This window comes from Klebsiella sp. FDAARGOS_511, assembly GCF_003812845.1.
GTDB classification, from domain to species: Bacteria; Pseudomonadota; Gammaproteobacteria; order Enterobacterales; family Enterobacteriaceae; genus Klebsiella; species Klebsiella grimontii.
In genome coordinates, this window is sequence record NZ_CP033824.1 from 1,453,333 (window position 1) to 1,475,546 (window position 22,214).

Sequence of the window (22,214 nt, forward strand, 5' to 3'; positions counted from 1 at the left end):
ATGGAATTAGTCCCACAGAATATTCGGCAGATTCTCGCCAGCGATACGCCGCTGATTGACGTACGCGCCCCGGTCGAGTTCAGGCAAAGCGCCATGCCCGCGGCGGTCAACCTACCGTTGATGAACGACGACGAGCGCGCCGCCGTTGGCACCTGCTACAAGCGTCAGGGTCCGGAAGCCGCCCTTGCGCTGGGCCATCAGTTGGTGAATGGTGAGATTCGCGCCCGCCGCCTCGCCGCCTGGAAAGAAGCCTGCGCGCGTTATCCCGAAGGCTACCTGTGCTGCGCCCGCGGTGGCCAGCGTTCGCATATTGTGCAGCAGTGGCTGAAGGACGCTGGCGTGGATTACCCGCTGATTGCCGGCGGCTATAAAGCGCTGCGCCAGGCAGCTATTCAGCTTACCGAAGAGCTGGTGCAGCGTCCTATCGTGCTGATTGGCGGCTGTACCGGTAACGGTAAAACCCAGCTGGTCTGCACCCAGCCCGACGGCATCGATCTCGAGGGCCTCGCCCATCATCGCGGGTCTTCATTTGGCCGTACCCTGCAGGAGCAGTATCAGCAGGCAACCTTTGAAAATCATCTTGCCGTGGCGATGCTCAAAAAGTCAGAGCGGCAGACGCGCTGGGTGCTGGAAGATGAGGGGCATATGATCGGCGCCAATCACCTGCCGGAATGTATGCGTCTTCGCATGGCCCAGTCGCCGCTGGCGGTGGTGGAAGACCCGTTCGCCATCCGTCTTGAACGGCTGCGCGAAGAGTATTTTACCCGGATGCATCGCGATTTCATGGCGGCCTACGGCGAAGAGCAAGGCTGGCAGGCATATAGCGAATATCTGCACCATGGCCTGTTCGCTATCCGCCGCCGCCTCGGGTTACAGCGTTTTGCCCAGCTCACCGCCAGGCTTGATGAAGCTCTGCTGGAGCAGCAGCGCAGCGCCAGCACCGAAGCGCATTTCAGCTGGCTGGTTCCCCTGCTGAACGAGTATTACGACCCAATGTACCGCTACCAGCTCGGCAAAAAAGCGGAGAAGATTATTTTTCGCGGCAGCTGGCAGGACGTCGCCGACTGGCTGGCGCAATAGTCACATCCTTCCTTGTCCCGGCTTGCGGCGTAAATGCCTTAGCCGGGCTACAGGTCCGCAGACGGCGGTGAACCTCTAGCCCCGGTAAGCGCAGCGCCACCGGGGAAGTGTCTGCGCTTAGAAGTCGTAGCGCAGACGCACCAGATTCATATCGCCCAGGTTATCGGTGCTCGACGTGAAGACGTGTTCATAATCGACGCGGAAACCATAATCCAGCTGGAAGCTCACGCCGACGCCGTTATCAATCCGCTGATAGTTGCGGCCGTTCACGTACTGCAGGCGGTCGCCCATAAAGTACGGCTGAATAGATTTCACCGCATACTGACCAATCGGGAATTTATAACCGGCAAAATACTCAATACCCCAGGCATCGCCGGCGAAGTAGTTATGAACATCGGTTTTTTTGGTGGTCAGGAAGTTCTGATACCAGCCGCCGCCGAAGGAGAAGGTCCAGTTATCCGGCATCCAGCTTAGCGCGGTACCGACGATATTCTGGTCATATGATTTGCTGTCCGAACTGGAGGGGTTACGCATATCGGCGCGGGTATAGTTCCACGCGGCGCCCCAGGTCAGATCCTTCATAATGTGGTAATCGGCGCCGATGGAGCCGCCGCCTTTACGCTTGTAGCGCAGGCCGTTGCCCGGCAGATATTCGCTGTCTTCGAATAAGTAAGAAGCGTAGAGATCGACATCGCCAACGGTTTTCTTGTATTTCAGCATATTGCGTGAGCGATAGGAGCCATCGTAGTCGCCGTTAATGCCGTTACCCGGCGCCTGGCCTATCATGTCGTAATCCCAGATATCGGTTTTTACCCCCACCACGTCGTAATAAACGCTGTTCTGCTGACCGTAAGTTAATGTCCCCCAGGTATCGCTTTTCAGGCCGGTATAGAGCATGCGGCGGCTGGTGTTATTCGCGCCTTCGGCGTAGTGGTTATCCCAGTCGAAGAGCGCCGGAATATTGACACCCAGCTCGTAGTAGCTGATCCAGCTAATATCATCGAACAGATAGTAGTCGGCGGCGAAGCGGAAACGGGTGCCGCCGTCAAAACCGTTACGTTTATAAGAGCCTTTGTCTCCGTCGCCGGACATCATGTTGAACTGGGGACGGATGCTCCCGCCGACGGTAAAATTAAGCCGGCTTAACGGATCGCCCGCCTGCGGATCTTGTTTTAAAAGCGTTATTTCCGCCTGGGATGCAAAAGAGGTTAACGCCAGGGCTGCGCCGATCGTTATCGCCAGCGCTTTTATTTTATGAGCCATACTGTTTCCTTGATTAATAAGCAACCTTATATTTTCCAGTTGAATATTAACTGCGATTGAGTATGGCGTGTTGTTGAGTTTTTAATGTTTCGTGCGGTTAAAAATCAGTGACTTACCATTTCGTGCCCTTAAAAAAACTGTGGTTATCTTTTCATCGCCATGGCATTAAAATGGTCTATTACCGCGCAAACATCATCCATGGAGGAACTATGTCGAAAAAACTACTGCAGCTGCACTTTGCCTTTAATGGCCCCTTCGGCAGCGAGATGTCCCGCCAGCTCGTGGAGCTGGCCGAGTCTATCAATCAGGAACCGGGGTTTATCTGGAAGGTCTGGACGGAAAGCGAAAAGAATCAGGAGGCGGGCGGGATCTATCTTTTTGCGAATGAAGAAACCGCGCTCGCTTATCTCAGCAAGCATACCGCACGCCTGAAATCTCTCGGCGTGGATGACGTTATCTGCAAAATCTTCGACGTCAACGAGCCGCTCACCGTCTTGAACCACGGTCATCTGTAATAGCCACTCGCATCCGTACCGAGTTCCCCGGGTTGCGGCTGACGCCTTACCCGGGCTACTTTCCCGCAGACAGCAGTGAAACGGTAGCCCGGCTAAGCGCAGCGCAAACCGGGTGAAAACTCCGGGTTGCGGCTGACGCCTTACCCGGGCTACTTTCCCGCAGACAGCCGTGAAACGGTAGCCCGGCTAAGCGCAGCGCGAGCCGGGTGAAAACCCCGGGTAGCGGCTAACGCCTTACCCGGGCAACATAACTCATGCTATCCCTGACTAAACTGGCGGAACAGCGCCTTCCCTTTCAGCAGACGCAGCCCCAGCCAGCCGCCGCACAGCGAGAGCAGTATCGCCCCGCAGAGCGGCAGCATCACCCATAGCCGCCAGTCCGGAGACCACGGGAAGTCAAAGATTTTGCTTTGCAGCAGCGCCAGCGCCACCTCAGCGCCAATCGCCGCCACCACGCCGGACACCACGCCCAACAGGGCGAACTCCGCCCACAGCGTGGTGCGCAGCAGCGCCTTTCCGGCTCCCAGCGTGCGCCAGACCACCAGCTCCTGATAACGCTGGCGCATTCCGACCTGCACCTGCGCCAGCAACAGCAAAACGCCGCAGGCGGTGACCAAAATCACCATCACCTCAAGAGCGCGACTTACCTGAGTCAGCACCTGGCCAATCTGCTGCAAAATCGCGCCAATATCCAGCAGGCTGACGGTGGGGAATTCGCGGTTGAGCTGCGTTAGCATCCCGTTGCCGTTATCCCAGCGGAAACTGGTGAGCCAGCTTTGCGGCTGCCCGTCGAGCGCCCCCTGCGGAAAGATAAAGAAGAAGTTTGGCCGCAGGCTCTCCCAGTCAACTTTGCGCACGCTGGTCACCTTCGCGCTAAACTCCTGAGTATCCCCGGTAAAGGTCACGCTATCGCCGAGCTTGACGCCCAGCCGCTGCGCCAGCCCCTCTTCAATCGAGACCTCGCCCGCTTTCGGCGGCCAGCTTCCGGCCACCAGCGGATTATGATCCGGCCGCTCGCGGCTCCAGGTGAGGTTAAGCTCGCGGTTCAGGGCTTCATCTTTATTGCCTTCCGTCGCCTGACCGTTGATTTGCGTCAGGCGGGCGCGCACGATGGGATAGAACTCAGTGGCGCGGGTCTGATGTTCGGCAAGGAAGGTTTTCACCGGCACCACCTGCTCCGGCGCGATATTGATCAGAAAGTAGTTAGGACTTTCCGGCGGCAGCTGCTGCTGCCAGCGATCGAGCAGATCGCCGCGCAGCACCAGCAGCAGGGCCAGCAGCATAAACGACAACGAAAAGGCCGCCAGCTGGCTCAGGGTAGACCACGGCTGGCGCAGCAGACGATTCACGGCCAGACGCAGCGGCAGCGCTTTTAACGTCAAACGCTTCAGCAGCCACAGAACGCCCCATCCCGCCAGGCCGCACACCAGCGCCAGCACCACGGCGCCCGCCAGCACCGCCCATAGCAGAGGGCTGCCGCCCATCAGCAGCGCCAGCAGCGCCACCACGACCAAGCACACCACGGGAACATAGAACTTGAGCGGCCAGACGTTAGCGACGACATCCTGGCGCAGTACCCGCAGCGGCAGCGTCGCCAGCAGCAGTCGATAGGGTCGCAGCCCGACCAGCAGGGAAATCACCACCATCGCGCCGATCGCCCACAGCCACGGCCAGCCGCTCGCCGCCGGCAGCGCCGCCGGGAGCACCGGCTTAAGCATCACCAGCAGAATATTTTCCAGCCCGACGCCCATCGCCCCGCCGGCAACCACCGCCATCGCCAGCAACATCAGCCACTGGCCGACAATCAGCTTGCGCAGCTGCGCCCGCCCGGCGCCGAGGGTTTTAAGGATCGCCACCAGATCGTAACGACTGCGGCAGTAATGGCTCATCGCCACCGCCACCGCGGCGACCGCCAACAGCAGCGTTAACAACGCCGACAGCAGCAAAAACTGCTGCGAGCGCTCCAGCGATTTACCCAGCGCGCTGTCGTCCTGCTCCAGGCCGATCCAGCGGTGTTCAGGCCCCAGCTTCGGCAACAGCCACTTTTCGTAGTCCGCCAGCTGCTGCGGGGTACCGGCGAACTTATAGCGCCAGGAAACGCGGCTGCCTGGCTGTACAGCGCCGGTTTTCGCCACGTCGGCGGTGTTCATCATTAGCCGCGGCGCCATCTGGAAGGGGTTAAATCCGGCATCCGGCTCCTGTATCACCTCCCCGGCAATGCGCAGCGTGGCGTCGCCCACGTCGATGGTGTCGCCGGTTTTCAGATTCAGCAGCGCCATTAATCGCGGCGCCAACAGCACGGTGCCGGCGTGCGGCTTCAGCCCCGGCGGCTGGGTCTGCAGCTGACCATACAACGGATAACTGTCGTCAACCGCTTTGACGTCCGCCAGTTGCGGCGTATCGCCGGAAAAGGTCATGGTGGCGAAGCCCAGCTGTTCGCCGACGGTTAAGCCAAGACGGCGCGCTTCGTCAATCCATGCGCCAGGGACTTCGCGCGAGCTACGCAGCGTACGGTCGCCGGCCATAAATTCCCGGCTCTGCTGGCTGAGTCCTTTCTCCATGCGGTCGCTTATCGAGCCCAGCGCCAGCACGCAGGCCACCGCCAGACTTAGCGCCAGCCAGACGATTAGCAGCGACGGCGAGCGCCATTCGCGCCAGAACCAGCGGGCGATCATGCTTCCTCCCGCAGCTGGCCATCTACCAGCCGCAGCCGCCGGTCGCAGCGCGCCGCCAGCAGCGGGTCGTGGGTCACCAGAATCAGCGTAGTGCCGTGCTCGCGGTTCAGCGAGAACAGCAGGTCGGCGATTTTATCCCCGGTGTGGCGGTCGAGGTTGCCGGTGGGTTCATCGGCGAACAGCAGCTCCGGGCGGCCGTTAAACGCGCGCGCCAGCGCGACCCGCTGCTGCTCGCCGCCGGAGAGCTGTACCGGCAGGTGATGCAGGCGTTTGCCCAGCCCCAACTGCTCCAGCAGTGCCCGGGCGCTGCCGCGGCTCTGGCTGTCGCTTTCACCGCGCAACAGCGCCGGAAGCTCGACGTTTTCCAGCGCATTGAGGGTGGGTATCAGCATAAAGGATTGAAACACAAAGCCGACGTGCTTTGCGCGCAGCTTCGCCCGCGCCTCTTCGTCCATCTGATGCAGCGGCTTGCCGAGCAGCGAGACTTCTCCACTGCTGCCGTCGTCCAGACCGGCGAGGATCGCCAGCAGCGTCGACTTACCGGAACCCGACTCGCCAATCAGGGCGATGGTTTGCCCTTGTTTGACAACCAGCTCAACTCCGGTAAGGATGGAAAGCTGATGCTCACCCTGACCGACGGATTTCTTAAGATGATGAACTTCAAGTATGTTTTCCGCTGGCATTTGCCTTTCCTGTTTCTGGTCCTGTTTACCTGCCGCGCGATGGCGGCCGACACGCTGTTGGTTCTCGGCGACAGTCTGAGCGCCGGTTATCGCATGGCGGGCAATACCGCCTGGCCTGCGCTGCTTAACGATAAGTGGCAGACCAAAACGCCGGTGGTTAACGCCAGCATCAGCGGCGATACCTCGCAGCAGGGGCTGGCAAGGCTGCCGGCCCTGCTTAAGCAGCATCAGCCGCGCTGGGTGCTGGTGGAGCTCGGCGGTAACGACGGACTGCGCGGTTTCCCCCCGCAGCAGACGGAACAGACGCTGCGCACTATTATTGAGCATATCAAAGCGGCGAACGCCCAGCCGCTGCTGATGCAAATTCGCCTGCCCGCCAACTATGGCCGCCGTTATAATGAAGCCTTTAGCGCAATCTACCCGGCACTGGCCAAAGAGTTTGATATTCCTCTGCTGCCCTTTTTTATGGAAGAGGTTTATCTGAAACCGCAGTGGATGCAGGACGATGGAATTCATCCTAATCGCGACGCCCAGCCGTTTATCGCCGACTGGATGGCGACGCGTTTGGCTCCCTTAGTTAATCATGACTCCTGATAACAGCGAGTCATTCGCAGGTAAAGTTATGCAAAAATCGGTTTTAGTTACAGGATGTTCCAGCGGAATTGGTCTTGAAAGCGCCCTTGATTTAAAGCGCCAGGGCTTTAACGTGCTGGCCGCCTGCCGCAAAGCGGAAGATGTCGCGCGGATGCAGGAGCTGGGGCTGACCGGTGTTATGTTGGATCTTGACGATCCGCAGAGCGTTGAGCGCGCCGCCGCCGAGGTGATTACCCTGACCGACAACCGCCTGTACGGCCTGTTTAACAACGCGGGCTACGGCGTCTACGGCCCGTTGCCGACCATCAGCCGCCAGCAGATGGAGCAGCAGTTTTCCGCTAACTTTTTCGGCGCCCATCAGCTAACGATGCTGCTGCTTCCAGCCATGGAGCCGCACGGCGAGGGGCGTATCGTGATGACCTCATCGGTGATGGGAATCATCTCCAGCCCCGGCCGCGGCGCCTATGCGGCGAGTAAATACGCGCTGGAGGCCTGGTCCGATGCGCTGCGCATGGAGCTGCGTCACAGCGGAATCAAGGTCAGCCTGATTGAACCGGGCCCCATCCGCACCCGTTTCACCAACAACGTCAATCAGACCCAGGCCGACAAGCCGGTGGAAAATCCCGGTATCGCCGCCCGCTTTACTCTCGGGCCGGAAGCGGTGGTGGAAAAAGTGCGCCATGCTTTTGTCAGCGATAAACCGAAACTGCGCTATCCGGTAACCCTGGTGACGCACGCGGTCGCCCTGCTTAAGCGGCTGCTGCCGACCCGCGCGATGGACAAAATTATCCAGGGCTGAGTTGAAGCACCTGCCGCCGTCCCCATATATCTATACAAATATCGATTAAAGAGACTTGCTCATGTCCGCACAGAATATCGTCAATATTACCGAAGCTAACCTACACCAGACGCTGCAGCAGTCCGCTGCGACGCCGGTACTGTTCTATTTCTGGTCCGCGCGCAGCCAACATTGCGAGCAGCTAACGCCTGTGCTGGAGAGCCTGGCCGCCCAGTACAACGGCCTGTTTACCCTCGCTAAAGTCGACTGCGACGCCGAACAGATGCTGGCTTCACAGTTTGGCCTGCGCGCTATCCCTACGGTTTACCTGTTCCAGAACGGTCAGCCGGTCGACGGATTCGAAGGCCCGCAGCCAGAAGAAGCGGTTCGCGCGCTGCTGGATAAGTTCCTGCCGCGCGAAGAGGAGCTCAAGGCGCAGCAGGCGCTGGCGCTGATGGAGGAAGAGAACTACGCCGAAGCCCTGCCGCTGCTGAAAGATGCCTGGCAGCTGTCGAACCAGGAGAGCCAGATTGGCCTGCTGCTGGCGGAAACGCTGATTGCCCTGCACCGTTCCGATGAGGCGGAAACCGTACTGAAAACCGTGCCGCTGCAGGATCAGGATACCCGCTATCAGGGGCTGGTGGCGCAAATCGAGCTGCTGAAAAAAGCCGCCGACACGCCGGAAATTCAGCAGCTGCAGCAGCAGGTTGAGCTGAACCCGCAAGACGCGGCGCTGGCCTCCCAGCTGGCATTACAGCTGCATCAGGTAGGGCGTAACGAAGAGGCGCTGGCGCTGCTATTCAGCCATCTACAAAAAGATTTAGGCGCCGGAAACGGCGAAGTGCGCAAAATGCTCCAGGAGATCCTCTCCGCGCTGGGCACCGGCGACGCGCTGGCCGCGAAGTACCGCCGCCAGCTCTACTCTTTGCTTTATTAATCGTAAAGCCCCCGGCTCGCGCTGCGCTAAGCCGGGCTACAGACTGGATGATCTTGTCGCCCGGGTAAGGCGTTTACGCCGCAACCCGGGGAACGCTTACGCGCGTTTTTTCAGCTGCGTCACCACCAGCTGATGGCGGGCGTTAAAGAACTTCAGGTAGGTCAGATACCCGGCGATAATCGTTGACAGGCTGGCGGTAGAGAGCAGCATAAACGTCACCATAATCTGGTACTTAATCGCTTTTACTGGATCAATCCCGGCGAAAATCAGCCCCGACATCATCCCCGGCAGGCTCACCAGCCCTACCGTTTTCGCTGAATCCACCGTCGGGATCAGCGCGGCGCGAATGCTATCGCGGATCAGCCTCGCGGAAGCCATCTTCGGCGTTGCGCCCAGGCTCAGCTTCTCCTGAATCTGCTGCTGCTCGCTGCTAAACCGCTGCCCCATATTGTTGTAGCACAGCCCGACCGCCACCATCGCGTTGCCTGCCACCATCCCGGCGATCGGAATGACCTGCATCGGCACAAACGCAATCGACCCGGAAAAAACCAGCACCGCCAGAGTTAACCCGGCGCCGGTGGTTATCGCGATAAACGAAGAAACAAAGGCTTTGTCGATATATTTGCTGCGCTTTTTCGCATTCCACGCCGCGTTAAAGCAGATAAACAGCACCATCAGCAGCGTCAGCACGGCGTGATTAACGTTAAAGATATATTTCAGCACGTAGCCGACGATAATCAGCTGTACAATCGCCCGACAAATGCTCCAGATAATATCTTTTTCCAGCGCCAGCTTTTCCCGGTAGCTAACCACAATCGCCACCAGCACCAGAACCATCGAGAGCGCCAACGACTCGTTGGTAATATTATGCCCGTTCATTTTTTTGCTCCTCCTGCGCTTTGCCGCCGGCAGGCTGGAGCGTAATCACTTCATCCGCATGGGCAATTTCATTGCTATCGTGAGTCACCCACAGAACGGCGATATTTTTTTCGCTCGCATAGCGGTGAATAATCTCATTCACATTTTTTTTATTGCTCTCGTCCAGCGCGCTGGTTATTTCATCAAGCAGCAGCACCTGCGGTAAAAACTGCAGATTGCGAATCAACGAAACGCGCTGCTTTTCCCCGCCTGACAGCTCGTTAATGGATTTTTCCAGCGTATTTTTCGCCAGACCGAAGCGGGCAAGATCGGCCACCAGCTCCTTAGGATCCGGCTGTTTTTGACGGATCTGCCACGGGAAGACCAGGTTGTCATACACCGAATCACCGAACAGCGCCGGGGTTTGCGCGCAGTAGGAAACCTGCTGGCGATAGGTTTCCGGCGTTAAGTCATTAATATCTTTACCGGCGAAGAAAATGCTTCCCGCGGTGGGGCTTTGCAGCGAAGCGATTATTTTTAATAACGTGCTTTTTCCACAGCCGGAAGGTCCGGTAATCAGCTTAAATTCCCCTGCTCTGAGCTGAAAACTAATCTCATTAAGGATGGTCACCCCATCGGCCTTAAAGCCCACGTTATCCAGGCGCAAAATAGCGTTACTTTCGGTCATTATTATTCCCAGTTTTTCGACAACGCCTCTAGTTTACTCCACTTTTCTTTCACCCGGATGCGCGGAAAGATATACTCTGGTTAAACGCGCGCCACTCTCCCGGCGCATCAACAGGCAACAAGACAGGAGGTTTTTGATGCTGATTTTTATCCCCATTCTTATTTTCGTCGCGCTGGTTATCGTCGGAGCGGCGGTAAAAATCGTTCCTCAGGGCTACCAGTGGACGGTAGAGCGCTTTGGCCGCTATACGCAAACGCTGCAGCCGGGTATGAGCCTGGTGGTGCCCTTTATGGATCGTATCGGGCGCAAAATTAATATGATGGAGCAGGTGCTCGATATCCCCTCGCAGGAAGTCATCTCCCGCGATAATGCCAACGTCACCATTGATGCGGTGTGTTTTATTCAGGTCATCGACGCGCCGAAGGCCGCTTACGAAGTCAGCAACCTCGAGCTGGCGATCATCAACCTGACCATGACCAACATTCGTACCGTGCTGGGCTCGATGGAGCTGGACGAAATGCTCTCCCAGCGCGACAGCATCAACACCCGTCTGCTGCATATTGTCGATGAAGCGACCAACCCGTGGGGCATCAAAATCACCCGCGTTGAGATCCGCGACGTACGCCCGCCGGCTGAGCTTATCGCCTCAATGAACGCCCAGATGAAAGCCGAGCGGACGAAGCGCGCCTATATTCTCGAGGCTGAAGGGATACGTCAGGCGGAAATTTTAAAAGCCGAGGGCGAGAAGCAGTCGCAGATCCTCAAAGCCGAAGGCGAGCGTCAGTCGGCGTTTTTACAGGCAGAGGCGCGCGAACGTTCCGCGGAAGCCGAAGCGCGCGCTACGCAGATGGTCTCATCCGCTATCGCCTCCGGCGACATTCAGGCCATCAACTACTTTGTCGCGCAGAAATATACCGATGCGCTGCAGCAAATTGGCGCGGCCAACAACAGTAAAGTGGTGCTGATGCCGCTCGACGCCAGCAGCCTGATGGGCTCTATCGCCGGGATCGGCGAGCTGCTTAAAGAAGGCGCTGGCGCGCAGAAAAAATCATGATCGCGCTAATTCTCGCCCACCCGCATATTTTCTGGCTCAGCCTCGGCGGACTGCTGCTGGCGGCGGAAATGCTCGGCGGCAACGGTTATCTGCTGTGGAGCGGCATTGCCGGCGTCGTGACCGGGCTGCTGGTCTGGATGCTGCCGTTGAGCTGGGAGTGGCAGGGCGCGCTGTTCGCCGTGCTGACCCTGCTGGCGGCCTGGCTATGGTCGCGCTGGCTGCGTAACCGCGTTAAGCGCCAGAAGCCGGCGGACGCTCAGCTTAATCAGCGCGGGCAGCAGCTGCTTGGCCGCCGCTTTACGCTGGAAACGGCGCTGGTTAACGGCCGCGGACACGTCCGCGTGGGCGACAGTTCATGGCCGGTCATTGCCGATGACGACCTCGCTGCGGGCAGCAAGGTTGAAGTGGTCGCCATCGAAGGCATAACCCTACATATAAGAGTCGTATCACAATAATCACGCCACAGGACATCCGTCATGGTCAGGAAGACAACGTTTACCCTTTCGCTCTGCGCCCTGCTCGCGTCAGCCGCTCAGGCATTTGCTTCTGCTGATATCGAAGATTGCTCGTGGAGCGACCCGCTATGCCTGTTAAAAGGCGAACCTGTACTGACGCCGGGAAATGACTCGCGCGACAACTTGCTGCGCCTGCTGAGCGAAGCGAAATCTTTCGCCCTGCCCGTTCAGGCCATTCCCGCTGATGTCAGCCGTACCCGCGATGTTTACTTCGCCTGGCATCCTGAGTGGGATAGCGCGCCGCCGCCCCCCGCGCCGCCGGCGCAACGCGAAGATGAAACCTTCATCCAACAAATGACGGCGCTGAATATCGACCCCGCGCAGGTCATGCCAGCCAATTCGGCTGAACGGCTGGGAACATCCGACTATGAACTGGAAAACCGCTTTGTCAGCAACACCCTTGCCGCCGTCAGCCAGTTCAACGCCGCCCTGCTCGCCGCGCCCTCTCTAACTCCGCAGCAGCGCCATGACCTGGCGCTGGCGCGGTTGAAACTGTTTTATGGCGCCAATATCACCGCCGTCGCTGATATCCTCAATAGCTTCCCGGCAGATGCGGACGCCGACTTATTCGCTTATTACCTTTCCGGCATCGCCCACTTCTATGGCGGCAATTACACCGCCGCGACCCACGATTTCACCCTGTTGCTGGAGAGTCAGCAGCCCTGGCTGACCGAGACCGCGCAATATATGCTGATGCGCACGGCGCTCAACAAAAGTAGCCAGAACAGCGTCGGGCAGTATGGCGATTTTGATATTGCACGCATCAATCGTGATGATGCCGCACAGGCGCAAAAAGAAGCACAAACCTATTTGCAACGCTGGCCCGCAGGGCTTTATGCCGACTCCGCGCGCAATATGCTGCGCCGCATTAACTGGTATCTCCAGGCGTGGCCTCAGCTGGCCGGACTCTATGAGCAGGCCTTCCGGCAGGCTGCCGACGCAGGGGAACTGCGTAGACTGGTGAGTGAATATGATAATGTCTTCGGCATGCCGTTCTACGCGCAGCCCGTTCTGGCAGCATTCCCGGACGCCCCGCAGGTCAGCTATGTCGAGCTTCTCCGCGCCCTGCGCCTGAATGCTGATAATAAGCCAACCTTAACCCAGGCACAGCTTGACGCCAGCAAAGCGGCGTTTGAGAAGAGCGGAAATCTGCCGCTGTGGCGCGACCTGCAGCTGCAGCTGTGGAACGCGACGGGCAACGATGCCGCCATCCTGCAGGCTGTCACGCCGGCGAAAACGCTGCCGTCGAATGATATTCTCGCCTTCAGCGAACAGGTCCTCTACGGCGAAGCGCTAATGGGACAAACACAGTGGCCCGCGGCGCGCGATTTTTGGCGGCAGCTGCTACAACTTAGCCAAAACCCCGAGCAACAGCAGTATATCCAGGCAAAACTGGCGGCAACGCTGGTCTACAGCGGTAACGCAGCGGCTATCTTTGCCGCCGATAGCCCGGTGACCAATCTACGCTTTCGCTCCCGAGTGCTGAAAACCCAGGCCTCTCCTGAACTGCTACGCCAACAGGCGGCCAACGGTCCCAATAACGAAGAACGTACTATCGCTCTGCATACGCTGCTGGTGCGGGACCTCACGGAAAGTCGTTTCAGCGACTGGCTGAACGACAAAAAGCTCGCCACCGCCATTACCCAGCCGGTAATCAGCGAGGCCTTTAACGACGTCAACCTTAGCAGCTTCGACTGGGATGGCGAGGCGACCGAAGCCGGTTATGCCTGCCGCAGCCTGGATGACACCGTCAACGTGCTCAGTAAAAACGCCGACGACGCCCATGCGCTTAACTGCCTGGGCGAGTTCTTCCGCACCACGCAGACGCATGTTGATCTGTGGAAAGACCAATCCGGCAACGATATGCTTGAGGCCGCCATCAACCGCCAGCAGCCTCTGGGACAGTACGATCGCCAACGCTATTACCAGCAGATTATCACCTCGCCAAAAGCGGAGCCGGAAGATAAAAGCTATGCGCTCTATCGGGCGATTCTCTGTTACGCCCCCTCCGGTAGCAACGAATGTGGCGGCGAAGATGTCGAAAAGCTGCAGCGTAAGGGCTGGTTCACGCAGTTGAAAACGCAGTATCCGGGAAGCCCGTGGGCGCAAAAACTCAAATATTACTGGTAATCGCGCTGCTGTCCGGGTCAGCGCAGGCGGCGGAGCACGTGGATGCGCGCCAGCATTCCGCCTTCTGGCTGTGGTCCGGGGTAAAAGCCAGCAACGATCTGCAGAACGCCCAGACGGTGTATCTGCATCAGGGCGAGGTGCTGACGCGTTCGGGCGAGGTCATATTCCAGCGCCTCGGCCTGCCGGTCAGCCGCCTGACGTTTCCCGCAATCTGGCTTACCGTCCGGTTTACCACACTTGATGTGCCGCAGACGATTGTGCCGCGGATCGTACGCCTGATGCAGCGTTGGCGGGCGGCTGGCAATCAGGTGGTTGGTCTGCAGGTTGATTTTGACGCAGCCACATATCAGCTCGTCGACTACGCCCAGTTTTTGCAACAGCTACGCCAGCAACTGCCGCCAGAGTTCGCGCTAGGGGTAACGGGCCTGCTGGACTGGGCTAAAACCGGCGATATTGCCACCCTGAACGCGCTTGCGGTTGATGAACTGGTGGTGCAAAGCTATCAAGGACGCCACACGGTGGCGAATTATCAGGTCTATCTCCCCGCGCTCAGCCGGCTGCGTATCCCGTTCAAACTCGGGCTGGTGCAAAACGGCAGTCGCGATCGGCAGGCGGAAATGCAGCTGAATGACTCTCCCTACTACCGCGGCACGGTGGTCTTTATGCTCAATCCGGCGCGGCGTTAAGCCTGCGCCTTGCGGTGACAGCAGCCCGAGAGATTATCGATGATCGGGCAATCCGCGCTGTCATCGCCGGGGCAGGAGTCCGCCAGCGCCAGCAGATGCGCGCGCATGCCCTGCAGCTCGCTGATATGGCGCTCAATGTCCGCCACTTTCTCCAGCGTCCGGCGTTTCACGTCGGCGCTGTGCCGCGACGGATCGTTAAACAGAAATATCAGCTCACGGCACTCTTCCAGATTAAACCCCACCTGGCGCGCCTGGCGCAGCAGAGTCAGTTCATCCAGATGCTGCTGGCTGTAGCTGCGGTAACCGTTTTCGCTACGCAGCGGCGGCGTCACCAGCCCCTTCTCTTCGTAAAAACGGATCGCTTTACTGGTTAAGCCGGTTTTTTTCGCCACATCGCTAATATTCATCTTTCCCCCTTGACCTTCCCCTTGCTGGAAGGTTTAACCTTGCTAATACTCGATGAAAGAGTGTGTTCGGTCAATCATTAACCGGAAATTATTCAGGAGTTATTTATGTCTAACACTATCGACCTTGCGCTGGATGGCCTCTCCTGCGGCCACTGCGTTAAACGGGTAAAAGAGAGCCTGGAACAACGTCCCGACGTTGAGCAGGCGGAAGTGACCGTTACCGAAGCTCACGTGACGGGCAGCGCCAGCGCGGAAGCGCTGATTGAGACCATTAAACAGGCCGGATACGGCGCGGAGCTCAGCCACCCAAAGGCTAAACCGCTGGCAGAATCATCAATCCCGCCGGAAGCACTGACAGCGGCCACCTCTGAGCTTCCGGCAGCCCGTGACGAAGATGACAGCCAGCAGCTGTTGATCAACGGCATGAGCTGCGCCAGCTGCGTATCCCGGGTTCAAAACGCGCTCGCCGCGGTGCCGGGCGTCTCACAGGCGCGGGTTAACCTGGCGGAACGCACTGCGCTGGTGATGGGCAGCGCGTCCGCCGCAGAATTAGTTCAGGCCGTAGAGAAAGCGGGCTATGGCGCGGAAGCCATCGAAGATGACCTCGAACGCCGCGAGCGCCAGCAGGAAACCGCCGTCGCCACCATGAAGCGCTTCCGCTGGCAGGCTATCGTCGCCCTGCTGGTCGGTATCCCGGTGATGGGTTGGGGGATGATCGGCGACAACATGATGGTCAGCGATGATAACCGCTCCCTGTGGCTGGCTATCGGGGTTGTCACGCTGGCGGTGATGGTCTTTGCCGGCGGCCATTTCTACCGCAGCGCGTGGAAAAGCCTGAAAAACGGCACCGCGACGATGGATACGCTGGTGGCGCTGGGTACCGGCGTCGCCTGGCTCTATTCAATGAGCGTCAACCTGTGGCCGCAGTGGTTTCCGATGGAAGCGCGCCACCTCTATTATGAAGCCAGCGCGATGATTATCGGTCTGATTAACCTCGGCCATATGCTGGAAGCCCGCGCGCGTCAGCGCTCTTCGAAAGCGCTGGAAAAACTACTCGATTTAACCCCGCCGTCAGCGCGGGTGGTCACCGACGAAGGCGAAAAAGATCTGCCGCTGGCGGAGGTTCAGGCGGGAATGACCCTGCGCCTGACCACCGGCGATCGCGTACCGGTCGATGGCATCATTAGCCAGGGCGAAGCCTGGTTCGACGAAGCGATGCTCACCGGCGAGCCGGTACCGCAGCAAAAAGGCGACGGTGACGCCGTTCATGCCGGGACCGTGGTGCAGGACGGCAGCGTACTGTTTACCGCCAGCGCCGTCGGCAGTCAAACCACGCTGGCGCGCATTATCCGCATGGTGCGCCAGGCGCAAAGCAGTAAACCGGAAATCGGCCAATTGGCGGACAAAATCTCTGCCGTGTTCGTCCCGGCGGTCGTGGCGATAGCCCTGTTCAGCGCCGCGATCTGGTACTTTTTTGGCCCGGCGCCGCAAATTGTCTATACCCTGGTGATCGCCACCACGGTGCTGATTATCGCCTGTCCGTGCGCCCTGGGGCTGGCGACGCCGATGTCGATTATCTCCGGCGTGGGTCGCGCGGCGGAATACGGCGTACTGGTACGCGACGCCGATGCGCTACAGCGCGCCAGCACCCTCGATACGCTGGTCTTCGATAAAACCGGTACCCTCACCGAGGGTAAACCGCAGGTGGTGGCGATAAAAACCTTTACCGCTATGGATGAATCCGCCGCTCTGCGTCTGGCGGCCTCTCTGGAGCAAGGTTCCAGCCACCCGCTGGCGCGCGCCATCCTCGACAAAGCCGCAGACCAACGCCTGCCTGCGGTAGATAATTTCCGCACGCTGCGCGGGCTGGGCGTTAGCGGCGAAGCCGAAGGCCGCCGTCTTCTGCTCGGCAACCAGGCGCTGCTGACTGAGCACAAGATTGCAACGGCTGAAATAGAAGACGACATGACCGCCCAGGCGTCACAGGGTGCGACGCCGGTACTGCTGGCGGTGGATGGTCAGGCGGCGGCGCTGTTCGCCATCCGCGATCCGCTGCGCGAAGATAGCGTGGCGGCATTAGCCAGGCTGCACCGCCAGGGCTATCGGCTGGTGATGCTGACTGGAGATAACCCCACCACCGCCAACGCTATCGCCAAAGAGGCGGGCATTGATGAGGTGATTGCCGGGGTGCTGCCGGACGGTAAAGCCGATGCGATTAAGCGCCTGCAAAGCCAGGGGCACCAGGTAGCGATGATCGGCGACGGTATCAACGATGCGCCCGCGCTGGCGCAGGCCGATGTGGGCATCGCTATGGGCGGCGGCAGCGATGTCGCCATTGAGACGGCAGCTATCACCCTGATGCGCCATAGCCTGAACGGCGTCGCCGATGCGCTGGACATCGCCAAAGCCACGCTGCGTAATATGAAGCAGAACCTGCTGGGGGCATTTATTTATAACTCGCTGGGCATTCCGATTGCCGCCGGGATCCTGTGGCCGCTGACCGGAACGCTGCTCAACCCGGTGGTGGCGGGCGCGGCCATGGCGCTCTCTTCAATTACCGTCGTGAGCAACGCCAACCGTCTGCTGCGCTTTAAGCCGAAAGAGTAGATGTTGTATCCCATACGCGCTAGCATGAAGCCTTCACTTCATGGAGCACGTATGGGCCTGTTAAACCGAATAAAAATGCTGTGGCAAGCGGCCGTCGGCTCGTCTTATTCCTGGCCCGCGCTGGATATCACCCTGCCCGGCGAGCGCTATCTGCACCTGGTCGGCAGTATTCATATGGGCACCCGCGACATGTCGCCGCCGCCCGCCCGGCTGTTAAAAAAGATCCGCCAGGCCGATGCGCTGATTGTGGAAGCGGATATTAGCGGCAGCGAAACGCCATTCAGCAACCTCCCCTCCTGTCCGCCGCTGGCGGAACGCCTGAGCCCATCCCAGCTTGCTGAACTGCAAGATCGTGCGGGAGAAATGGGGCTGTCCATCGCGCTGTTCGACAGCCAGCCGCTGTGGCAGGTGGCGATGGTATTGCAGGCGACTCAGGCGCAAAAACTGGGGCTCAGGGCGGATTACGGCATTGATTATCAGCTATTGATGGCGGCGCGCGAGAGCCATATCCGCGTGATGGAGCTGGAGGGGGCCGATAGCCAGATAGCGCTGCTGCGAGATCTGCCCGACGGCGGCCTGGCGCTGCTGGAGGATACCCTCACCCACTGGCGCACGAATGCGCGTCTGCTACAGGTGATGATCGGCTGGTGGCTGGAGCAGCCGCCGTCAACGGGCGCAACCTCGCTGCCAACCACCTTTAGCCAGTCGCTATATGATGTGCTGATGCACCAGCGCAACCTCGCCTGGCGCGAAACGCTGCTGGCGCTGCCGCCTGGGCGCTACGTGGTTGCCGTCGGGGCGCTACATTTATACGGGGAAGGGAATCTGCCGGATATGCTGACGTAAAAAAATGGCCAATATTGCTATTGGCCCGTCAAAGAGGAATTTCATCATTATTATTATTCCGGGGTTCGTGCCCCGGATCGTCTGATTGTCGCTCAAAGTGACCATCACTGCCAACACTATTGCGCAAGATGATACTATTTTTTAGACAGCCGTCGGGCGTATGCTTATGCCACGTTAAATCGGTTGGTAAGAAGGATAACGATGACTCCCGCCGTAAAATTACTCGAAAAAAACAAAATAACTTTTCAGATCCACAGCTACGATCACGATCCGCACGAAACCAATTTTGGCGATGAGGTGGTGCGTAAGCTGGGGCTCAACGCCGAGCAGGTCTATAAAACGCTGCTGGTCGCCGTTAACGGCGACATGAAGCATTTGGCCGTCGCGGTTACGCCAGTAGCGGGTCAACTGGATTTGAAAAAGGTGGCGAAGGCTTTAGGCGCTAAGAAAGTCGATATGGCAGACCCGATGGTCGCACAGCGGGTCACCGGTTATCTGGTGGGCGGTATCAGCCCGCTCGGGCAGAAAAAACGTCTGCCGACGGTGATAGATGCGCCGGCCCAGGCGTTCGCCACCATTTTTATTTCCGGCGGCAAACGTGGCCTGGATATTGAACTGGCAGCCAGCGATCTGGCGAAGATCCTTGCAGCGAAATTCGCCGATATCGCGCGGCGCGATTAATTGACGGTTTTTCGTCAGAGGACACTCCCGGAGGCGGCGCTGACGCGCCTTGTCCGGGCTACCAAATCCAAAACCGCTTAGACCTGAAGCCCCGGTGAGCGCAGCGCCACCGGGGAGTCGCTCGGACGTTACTGCCAGCTCACCTCGCCTTTCGGCTCATAGGCCGCCGCGTCCAGCGGTGAGTTTTTCTGGATATACTCTTTCAGCACTTCGGCATCGATAAAGCCGGTATTCACATAGCCGGGCCTGGTATCGATATGCGGGTAGCCGTCGCCGCCAGTGGCGTTAAAGCTCAGGGTCGCCATACGGTAAGTCTTCGCCGGATCCACCGGTTCGCCTTTGATGGTCAAATTGTTAAGCTTGCCGTCTTTGGCCACAAAACCGACGTTGGCAAACTGCGGATAGGCGCCGGAGTCGGGCTTCATCTGCGCCACTGCGGTCAGATACTCCGTCACTTCCTTACCGCTCATATCGACATACACCAGCACGTTGCCGAAAGGTTGTACCTTCATCACGTCTTTATAGGTGATATCGCCCGCTTCAATCGAGTCACGTATCCCGCCGCCGCTCATCACCGCGAAATCAGCATTGCTCCGCGCCATCTGCGCCGCCAGCAGTAGACGTCCCATATTGGTTTGCACAAAACGCACTTTGCTGCGATCGCCCTCCAGATGCGCGTTCACGCTACCGATTTTCACCTGCAGCTGCGCTTTGCCTTTATTCTGGTACGGCGTCAGCAGAGAGAGCATCTGCGGGCTTTCGGCGATTTGCGGCGTATAAAGCACGCGCTCGCTCTCGCCGTTGTCGTAAGTGACCTTTTTCTTCAGGTTGACCGGGATCAGCTGATAGTGCACCAGCTTCATATCACCGTTGCGGAATTCAAAGTCGGCGCGGCCTACATATTTACCCCATTCATGTGCCTGCACGATCCAGATACCGTTCTGCTTGTCCGGCGCGCACGGACTGCCCGGGACATAATCCACCTGCTTTTTATTCTCCGACGCCATGCATACCGGATCCTGCGAGTGACCGCCAACGATCATCGCCAGCGCCCCCGTCGGCAGGCTGCGCGCCATCTCAACGTCGCCAGGCGCATTAGAGCCGTGGGCGCCGTTGTCATAATGTCCCATATGGGTAGTGGCCAGAATCACATCCGGTTTTTCGTTCTGCTGCAGTTCCTGGATAACCAGTTTGGCCTCTTCCGCCGGCTTACGGAACTCGATATCGGTAAAGAACTCGGGATTGCCAATCTTAGCCGTATCGTCGGTCGTCAGGCCGATAACCGCAATATTCAGTCCGCCGCGCTTGAACAGCGCCCACGGCTTGAACAAACGTTCACCGGTGCTTTTCTGGTAAATATTGGCGGAGAGGAACGGGAACTTCGCCCATTTTTCTTGCTGACGCAGTACGCTAAGGGGATTATCAAACTCGTGATTACCGACTGCCATCGCATCATAGCCAATCAGGTTCATCCCGCGAAAATCGGGTTCCGCGTCCTGCAAGTCGGATTCCGGCACGCCAGTGTTGATATCACCGCCGGATAACAACAGCACGCTGCCGCCCTCGGCCGCCACCTCTTTGCGAATGCCGTCCACCAGCGTTTTTTGTGCTGACAGCCCGTATTCGCCATAGTCGCTGCGCCAGAAGTGGCCATGATGATCGTTCGTATGCAGGATGGTAATTTTATAGGTTTTATCCTGCTCATAAGCCTGCGCAGACAGGCTCCCCAGCGATACCGCGGTGAATAGCGCCAGCGCGACGCCTCGCTTAATAAGGTGCATATTTCTCTCCCTGACAAAGTAACAAGTGCCGAAAGTATAGCGAGTTAGCGGATTAGACAAATATGTTTTCAGAATTGCGACTTCCTTCAAACCTTAGCGGCAGGTATGTTAGGCAGATAATAATTCCACCTGCATCCTCTATAAAAAACACTTAAGCGAACCTATGGCAATGAATCAGACCGCACAACCCTTATCCGGCCCTGCTGCTGCGCCGCAAAAAGCACGCACCTCGTTTCGCATTCTCGGGGCTATCAGCCTCTCGCATTTGCTGAACGATATGATCCAATCGCTTATTCTGGCTATCTACCCGCTGCTCCAGGCCGAGTTCTCACTAACCTTTGTGCAGATTGGGATGATCACCCTCACTTTCCAGCTGGCCTCATCGCTACTACAGCCTGTTGTCGGCTACCTGACCGACAAACATCCGATGCCGTGGTCGCTGCCGATTGGCATGTGCTTTACCCTGAGCGGTCTGGTGCTGCTGGCAATCTCGGGAAGCTTTGGCATGGTTCTGCTCGCTGCAGCGCTGGTCGGGACCGGATCGTCGGTCTTTCATCCGGAGTCTTCTCGCGTGGCGCGCATGGCCTCCGGCGGGCGCCATGGCCTGGCGCAGTCGATATTCCAGGTCGGCGGCAATTTCGGCAGCTCGTTGGGGCCGCTGCTTGCGGCGCTGATTATCGCCCCCTACGGCAAAGGGAACGTTGGCTGGTTTGTCCTGGCGGCGCTGCTGGCGATTGTCGTGCTGGCGCAGATCAGCCGCTGGTATGCCGCTCAGCACCGTCTGAACAAAGGTAAACCGAAAGCGGCCATTGTTAATCCGCTGCCGAAAAATAAAGTCATTCTGGCGGTTAGCATCCTGTTAATGCTGATTTTCTCGAAATATTTCTATATGGCGAGCATCAGCAGCTATTACACCTTTTATTTGATGCAAAAATTCGGATTATCGGTACAAAATGCCCAGTTCCACCTGTTTGCCTTTCTATTTGCCGTCGCAGCAGGAACGGTGATTGGCGGGCCTGTTGGCGACAAGATTGGGCGTAAATATGTTATTTGGGGCTCTATCCTTGGCGTAGCGCCATTTACCCTTGTTTTACCCTATGCATCGCTGGAATGGACCGGCATTTTGACGGTGATTATTGGTTTTATCCTCGCATCGGCCTTTTCCGCTATTCTGGTCTATGCCCAGGAGCTCCTCCCGGGGCGGATCGGCATGGTTTCTGGTTTGTTTTTCGGTTTCGCCTTTGGCATGGGCGGCCTTGGAGCCGCGGTGCTGGGGCTTTTAGCTGACCATACCAGTATCGAACTGGTCTATAAAATCTGTGCTTTCCTGCCTCTTATCGGCATCCTGACGATATTTCTACCTAACAACCATCAAAAGTCCTGATTTTTCGGCAGCCAAAGTGTAACTTTGGCTGCCACAATCCCTTACTCCACCA

General features: G+C 58.3%; 20 protein-coding genes. 13 read left to right on the forward strand and 7 right to left on the reverse strand.

Annotation, left to right across the window (positions count from 1 at the left end; all coding sequences use genetic code 11):
• Positions 1-1,080 (forward strand): tRNA 2-selenouridine(34) synthase MnmH, encoded by a 1,080-nt coding sequence (gene mnmH, locus EGY08_RS08085; protein WP_049112240.1) that lies wholly within the window; start codon positions 1-3, stop codon positions 1,078-1,080.
• Positions 1,081-1,197: 117 nt separating this feature from the next.
• On the opposite strand, the gene EGY08_RS08090 is transcribed toward mnmH, so the two are convergent.
• The gene (locus EGY08_RS08090; RefSeq protein WP_123828384.1) at positions 1,198-2,343 is read right to left on the reverse strand and encodes a porin; all 1,146 of its coding nucleotides are present in this window, start codon (positions 2,341-2,343) and stop codon (positions 1,198-1,200) included.
• 209 nt (positions 2,344-2,552) lie between these two features.
• Here EGY08_RS08090 and EGY08_RS08095 point away from each other — a divergent pair, with 209 nt between their 5' ends.
• Positions 2,553-2,858, forward strand: coding sequence for a monooxygenase (locus EGY08_RS08095; RefSeq protein ID WP_004130003.1), 306 nt, complete (start codon positions 2,553-2,555; stop codon positions 2,856-2,858).
• Positions 2,859-3,115: 257 nt separating this feature from the next.
• Here EGY08_RS08095 and ybbP read toward each other — a convergent pair whose 3' ends face one another.
• Together ybbP and ybbA are read right to left on the reverse strand one after the other, a co-directional pair.
• Positions 3,116-5,533, reverse strand: coding sequence for a putative ABC transporter permease subunit YbbP (gene ybbP, locus EGY08_RS08100; protein ID WP_004130000.1), 2,418 nt, complete (start codon positions 5,531-5,533; stop codon positions 3,116-3,118).
• A complete protein-coding gene (gene ybbA / locus EGY08_RS08105; protein WP_024359143.1) occupies positions 5,530-6,216 on the reverse strand; it encodes a putative ABC transporter ATP-binding protein YbbA in 687 nt (228 codons plus the stop codon). Before ybbA ends, ybbP begins: the two co-directional genes overlap by 4 nt.
• Here ybbA and tesA point away from each other — a divergent pair.
• The 3 genes from tesA (at position 6,187) to EGY08_RS08120 (ending at position 8,525) form a co-directional block, all read left to right on the forward strand.
• Positions 6,187-6,810 carry a multifunctional acyl-CoA thioesterase I/protease I/lysophospholipase L1 gene (gene tesA, locus EGY08_RS08110; RefSeq protein WP_014228230.1) on the forward strand — a complete coding sequence of 208 codons (624 nt, stop codon included), beginning with the start codon at positions 6,187-6,189 and terminating at the stop codon, positions 6,808-6,810. The genes ybbA and tesA overlap by 30 nt on opposite strands.
• Entirely contained in the window at positions 6,800-7,609 is an 810-nt protein-coding gene (locus EGY08_RS08115) for an SDR family oxidoreductase (protein WP_177447609.1), read from the forward strand. The genes tesA and EGY08_RS08115 overlap by 11 nt, the downstream gene beginning before the upstream one ends.
• Positions 7,610-7,670: 61 nt before the next feature.
• Positions 7,671-8,525 carry a thioredoxin family protein gene (locus tag EGY08_RS08120; protein WP_004129990.1) on the forward strand — a complete coding sequence of 285 codons (855 nt, stop codon included), beginning with the start codon at positions 7,671-7,673 and terminating at the stop codon, positions 8,523-8,525.
• Between the two features lie 96 nt (positions 8,526-8,621).
• Here the strand turns inward: EGY08_RS08120 and fetB are convergent, their stop codons facing one another.
• Together fetB and fetA are read right to left on the reverse strand one after the other, a co-directional pair.
• Entirely contained in the window at positions 8,622-9,404 is a 783-nt protein-coding gene (gene fetB, locus EGY08_RS08125) for an iron efflux ABC transporter permease subunit FetB (RefSeq protein ID WP_004129987.1), read from the reverse strand.
• Positions 9,391-10,071, reverse strand: a complete 681-nt coding sequence (gene fetA / locus EGY08_RS08130; RefSeq protein ID WP_123828386.1) for an iron efflux ABC transporter ATP-binding subunit FetA — start codon at positions 10,069-10,071, stop codon at positions 9,391-9,393. Before fetA ends, fetB begins: the two co-directional genes overlap by 14 nt.
• A 136-nt stretch (positions 10,072-10,207) precedes the next feature.
• On the opposite strand from fetA, the gene EGY08_RS08135 reads away from it, so the two are divergent.
• From EGY08_RS08135 to EGY08_RS08150, 4 genes are read left to right on the forward strand one after another with little or no spacing between them, the layout of a single operon-like run.
• The gene (locus EGY08_RS08135; protein ID WP_004129981.1) at positions 10,208-11,125 is read left to right on the forward strand and encodes an SPFH domain-containing protein; all 918 of its coding nucleotides are present in this window, start codon (positions 10,208-10,210) and stop codon (positions 11,123-11,125) included.
• Entirely contained in the window at positions 11,122-11,580 is a 459-nt protein-coding gene (locus EGY08_RS08140; protein ID WP_004129978.1) for an NfeD family protein, read from the forward strand. Before EGY08_RS08135 ends, EGY08_RS08140 begins: the two co-directional genes overlap by 4 nt.
• A gap of 21 nt (positions 11,581-11,601) precedes the next feature.
• Complete coding sequence (locus EGY08_RS08145) at positions 11,602-13,770, forward strand: hypothetical protein (protein WP_087828749.1); 2,169 nt, start codon at positions 11,602-11,604, stop codon at positions 13,768-13,770.
• Positions 13,740-14,456: a DUF3142 domain-containing protein gene (locus EGY08_RS08150; RefSeq protein ID WP_004129972.1), complete on the forward strand. Its 717-nt coding sequence runs from the start codon at positions 13,740-13,742 to the stop codon at positions 14,454-14,456. Before EGY08_RS08145 ends, EGY08_RS08150 begins: the two co-directional genes overlap by 31 nt.
• On the opposite strand, the gene cueR is transcribed toward EGY08_RS08150, so the two are convergent.
• Positions 14,453-14,863, reverse strand: a complete 411-nt coding sequence (gene cueR / locus EGY08_RS08155) for a Cu(I)-responsive transcriptional regulator (RefSeq protein WP_004129970.1) — start codon at positions 14,861-14,863, stop codon at positions 14,453-14,455. The two genes, EGY08_RS08150 and cueR, sit on opposite strands and share 4 nt — an antisense overlap.
• A 105-nt stretch (positions 14,864-14,968) precedes the next feature.
• Between cueR and copA the strand changes: the two genes are divergently transcribed.
• The 3 genes from copA to ybaK all read left to right on the forward strand — a co-directional run bounded on the left by copA (position 14,969) and on the right by ybaK (position 18,997).
• Positions 14,969-17,470 carry a copper-exporting P-type ATPase CopA gene (gene copA / locus EGY08_RS08160; RefSeq protein WP_123828387.1) on the forward strand — a complete coding sequence of 834 codons (2,502 nt, stop codon included), beginning with the start codon at positions 14,969-14,971 and terminating at the stop codon, positions 17,468-17,470.
• Between the two features lie 51 nt (positions 17,471-17,521).
• Positions 17,522-18,316 (forward strand): TraB/GumN family protein, encoded by a 795-nt coding sequence (locus EGY08_RS08165; protein ID WP_004129964.1) that lies wholly within the window; start codon positions 17,522-17,524, stop codon positions 18,314-18,316.
• Between the two features lie 201 nt (positions 18,317-18,517).
• On the forward strand, positions 18,518-18,997 hold the full coding sequence (gene ybaK / locus EGY08_RS08170; RefSeq protein WP_004129961.1) for a Cys-tRNA(Pro)/Cys-tRNA(Cys) deacylase YbaK: 480 nt from the start codon (positions 18,518-18,520) through the stop codon (positions 18,995-18,997).
• A gap of 128 nt (positions 18,998-19,125) precedes the next feature.
• Here the strand turns inward: ybaK and ushA are convergent, their stop codons facing one another.
• Positions 19,126-20,778, reverse strand: a complete 1,653-nt coding sequence (ushA, locus tag EGY08_RS08175; protein WP_004129959.1) for a bifunctional UDP-sugar hydrolase/5'-nucleotidase UshA — start codon at positions 20,776-20,778, stop codon at positions 19,126-19,128.
• Positions 20,779-20,941: 163 nt separating this feature from the next.
• Here ushA and EGY08_RS08180 point away from each other — a divergent pair, with 163 nt between their 5' ends.
• Positions 20,942-22,162, forward strand: coding sequence for an MFS transporter (locus EGY08_RS08180; RefSeq protein WP_004129958.1), 1,221 nt, complete (start codon positions 20,942-20,944; stop codon positions 22,160-22,162).
• Positions 22,163-22,214 lie beyond the last annotated feature (52 nt).

Coding starts and splice junctions, on each gene's coding strand:
- EGY08_RS08165 (WP_004129964.1), top strand. CDS start 17,522: ATGGGCCTGTTAAACCGAATAAAAATGCTGTGGCAAGCGGCCGTCGGC.
- fetA (WP_123828386.1), bottom strand. CDS start 10,071: ATGACCGAAAGTAACGCTATTTTGCGCCTGGATAACGTGGGCTTTAAG.
- EGY08_RS08090 (WP_123828384.1), bottom strand. CDS start 2,343: ATGGCTCATAAAATAAAAGCGCTGGCGATAACGATCGGCGCAGCCCTG.
- EGY08_RS08095 (WP_004130003.1), top strand. CDS start 2,553: ATGTCGAAAAAACTACTGCAGCTGCACTTTGCCTTTAATGGCCCCTTC.
- EGY08_RS08180 (WP_004129958.1), top strand. CDS start 20,942: ATGGCAATGAATCAGACCGCACAACCCTTATCCGGCCCTGCTGCTGCG.
- EGY08_RS08145 (WP_087828749.1), top strand. CDS start 11,602: ATGGTCAGGAAGACAACGTTTACCCTTTCGCTCTGCGCCCTGCTCGCG.
- ybaK (WP_004129961.1), top strand. CDS start 18,518: ATGACTCCCGCCGTAAAATTACTCGAAAAAAACAAAATAACTTTTCAG.
- EGY08_RS08135 (WP_004129981.1), top strand. CDS start 10,208: ATGCTGATTTTTATCCCCATTCTTATTTTCGTCGCGCTGGTTATCGTC.
- EGY08_RS08115 (WP_177447609.1), top strand. CDS start 6,800: ATGACTCCTGATAACAGCGAGTCATTCGCAGGTAAAGTTATGCAAAAA.
- mnmH (WP_049112240.1), top strand. CDS start 1: ATGGAATTAGTCCCACAGAATATTCGGCAGATTCTCGCCAGCGATACG.
- tesA (WP_014228230.1), top strand. CDS start 6,187: ATGAACTTCAAGTATGTTTTCCGCTGGCATTTGCCTTTCCTGTTTCTG.
- ybbP (WP_004130000.1), bottom strand. CDS start 5,533: ATGATCGCCCGCTGGTTCTGGCGCGAATGGCGCTCGCCGTCGCTGCTA.
- EGY08_RS08120 (WP_004129990.1), top strand. CDS start 7,671: ATGTCCGCACAGAATATCGTCAATATTACCGAAGCTAACCTACACCAG.
- ushA (WP_004129959.1), bottom strand. CDS start 20,778: ATGCACCTTATTAAGCGAGGCGTCGCGCTGGCGCTATTCACCGCGGTA.
- fetB (WP_004129987.1), bottom strand. CDS start 9,404: ATGAACGGGCATAATATTACCAACGAGTCGTTGGCGCTCTCGATGGTT.
- EGY08_RS08140 (WP_004129978.1), top strand. CDS start 11,122: ATGATCGCGCTAATTCTCGCCCACCCGCATATTTTCTGGCTCAGCCTC.
- cueR (WP_004129970.1), bottom strand. CDS start 14,863: ATGAATATTAGCGATGTGGCGAAAAAAACCGGCTTAACCAGTAAAGCG.
- ybbA (WP_024359143.1), bottom strand. CDS start 6,216: ATGCCAGCGGAAAACATACTTGAAGTTCATCATCTTAAGAAATCCGTC.
- copA (WP_123828387.1), top strand. CDS start 14,969: ATGTCTAACACTATCGACCTTGCGCTGGATGGCCTCTCCTGCGGCCAC.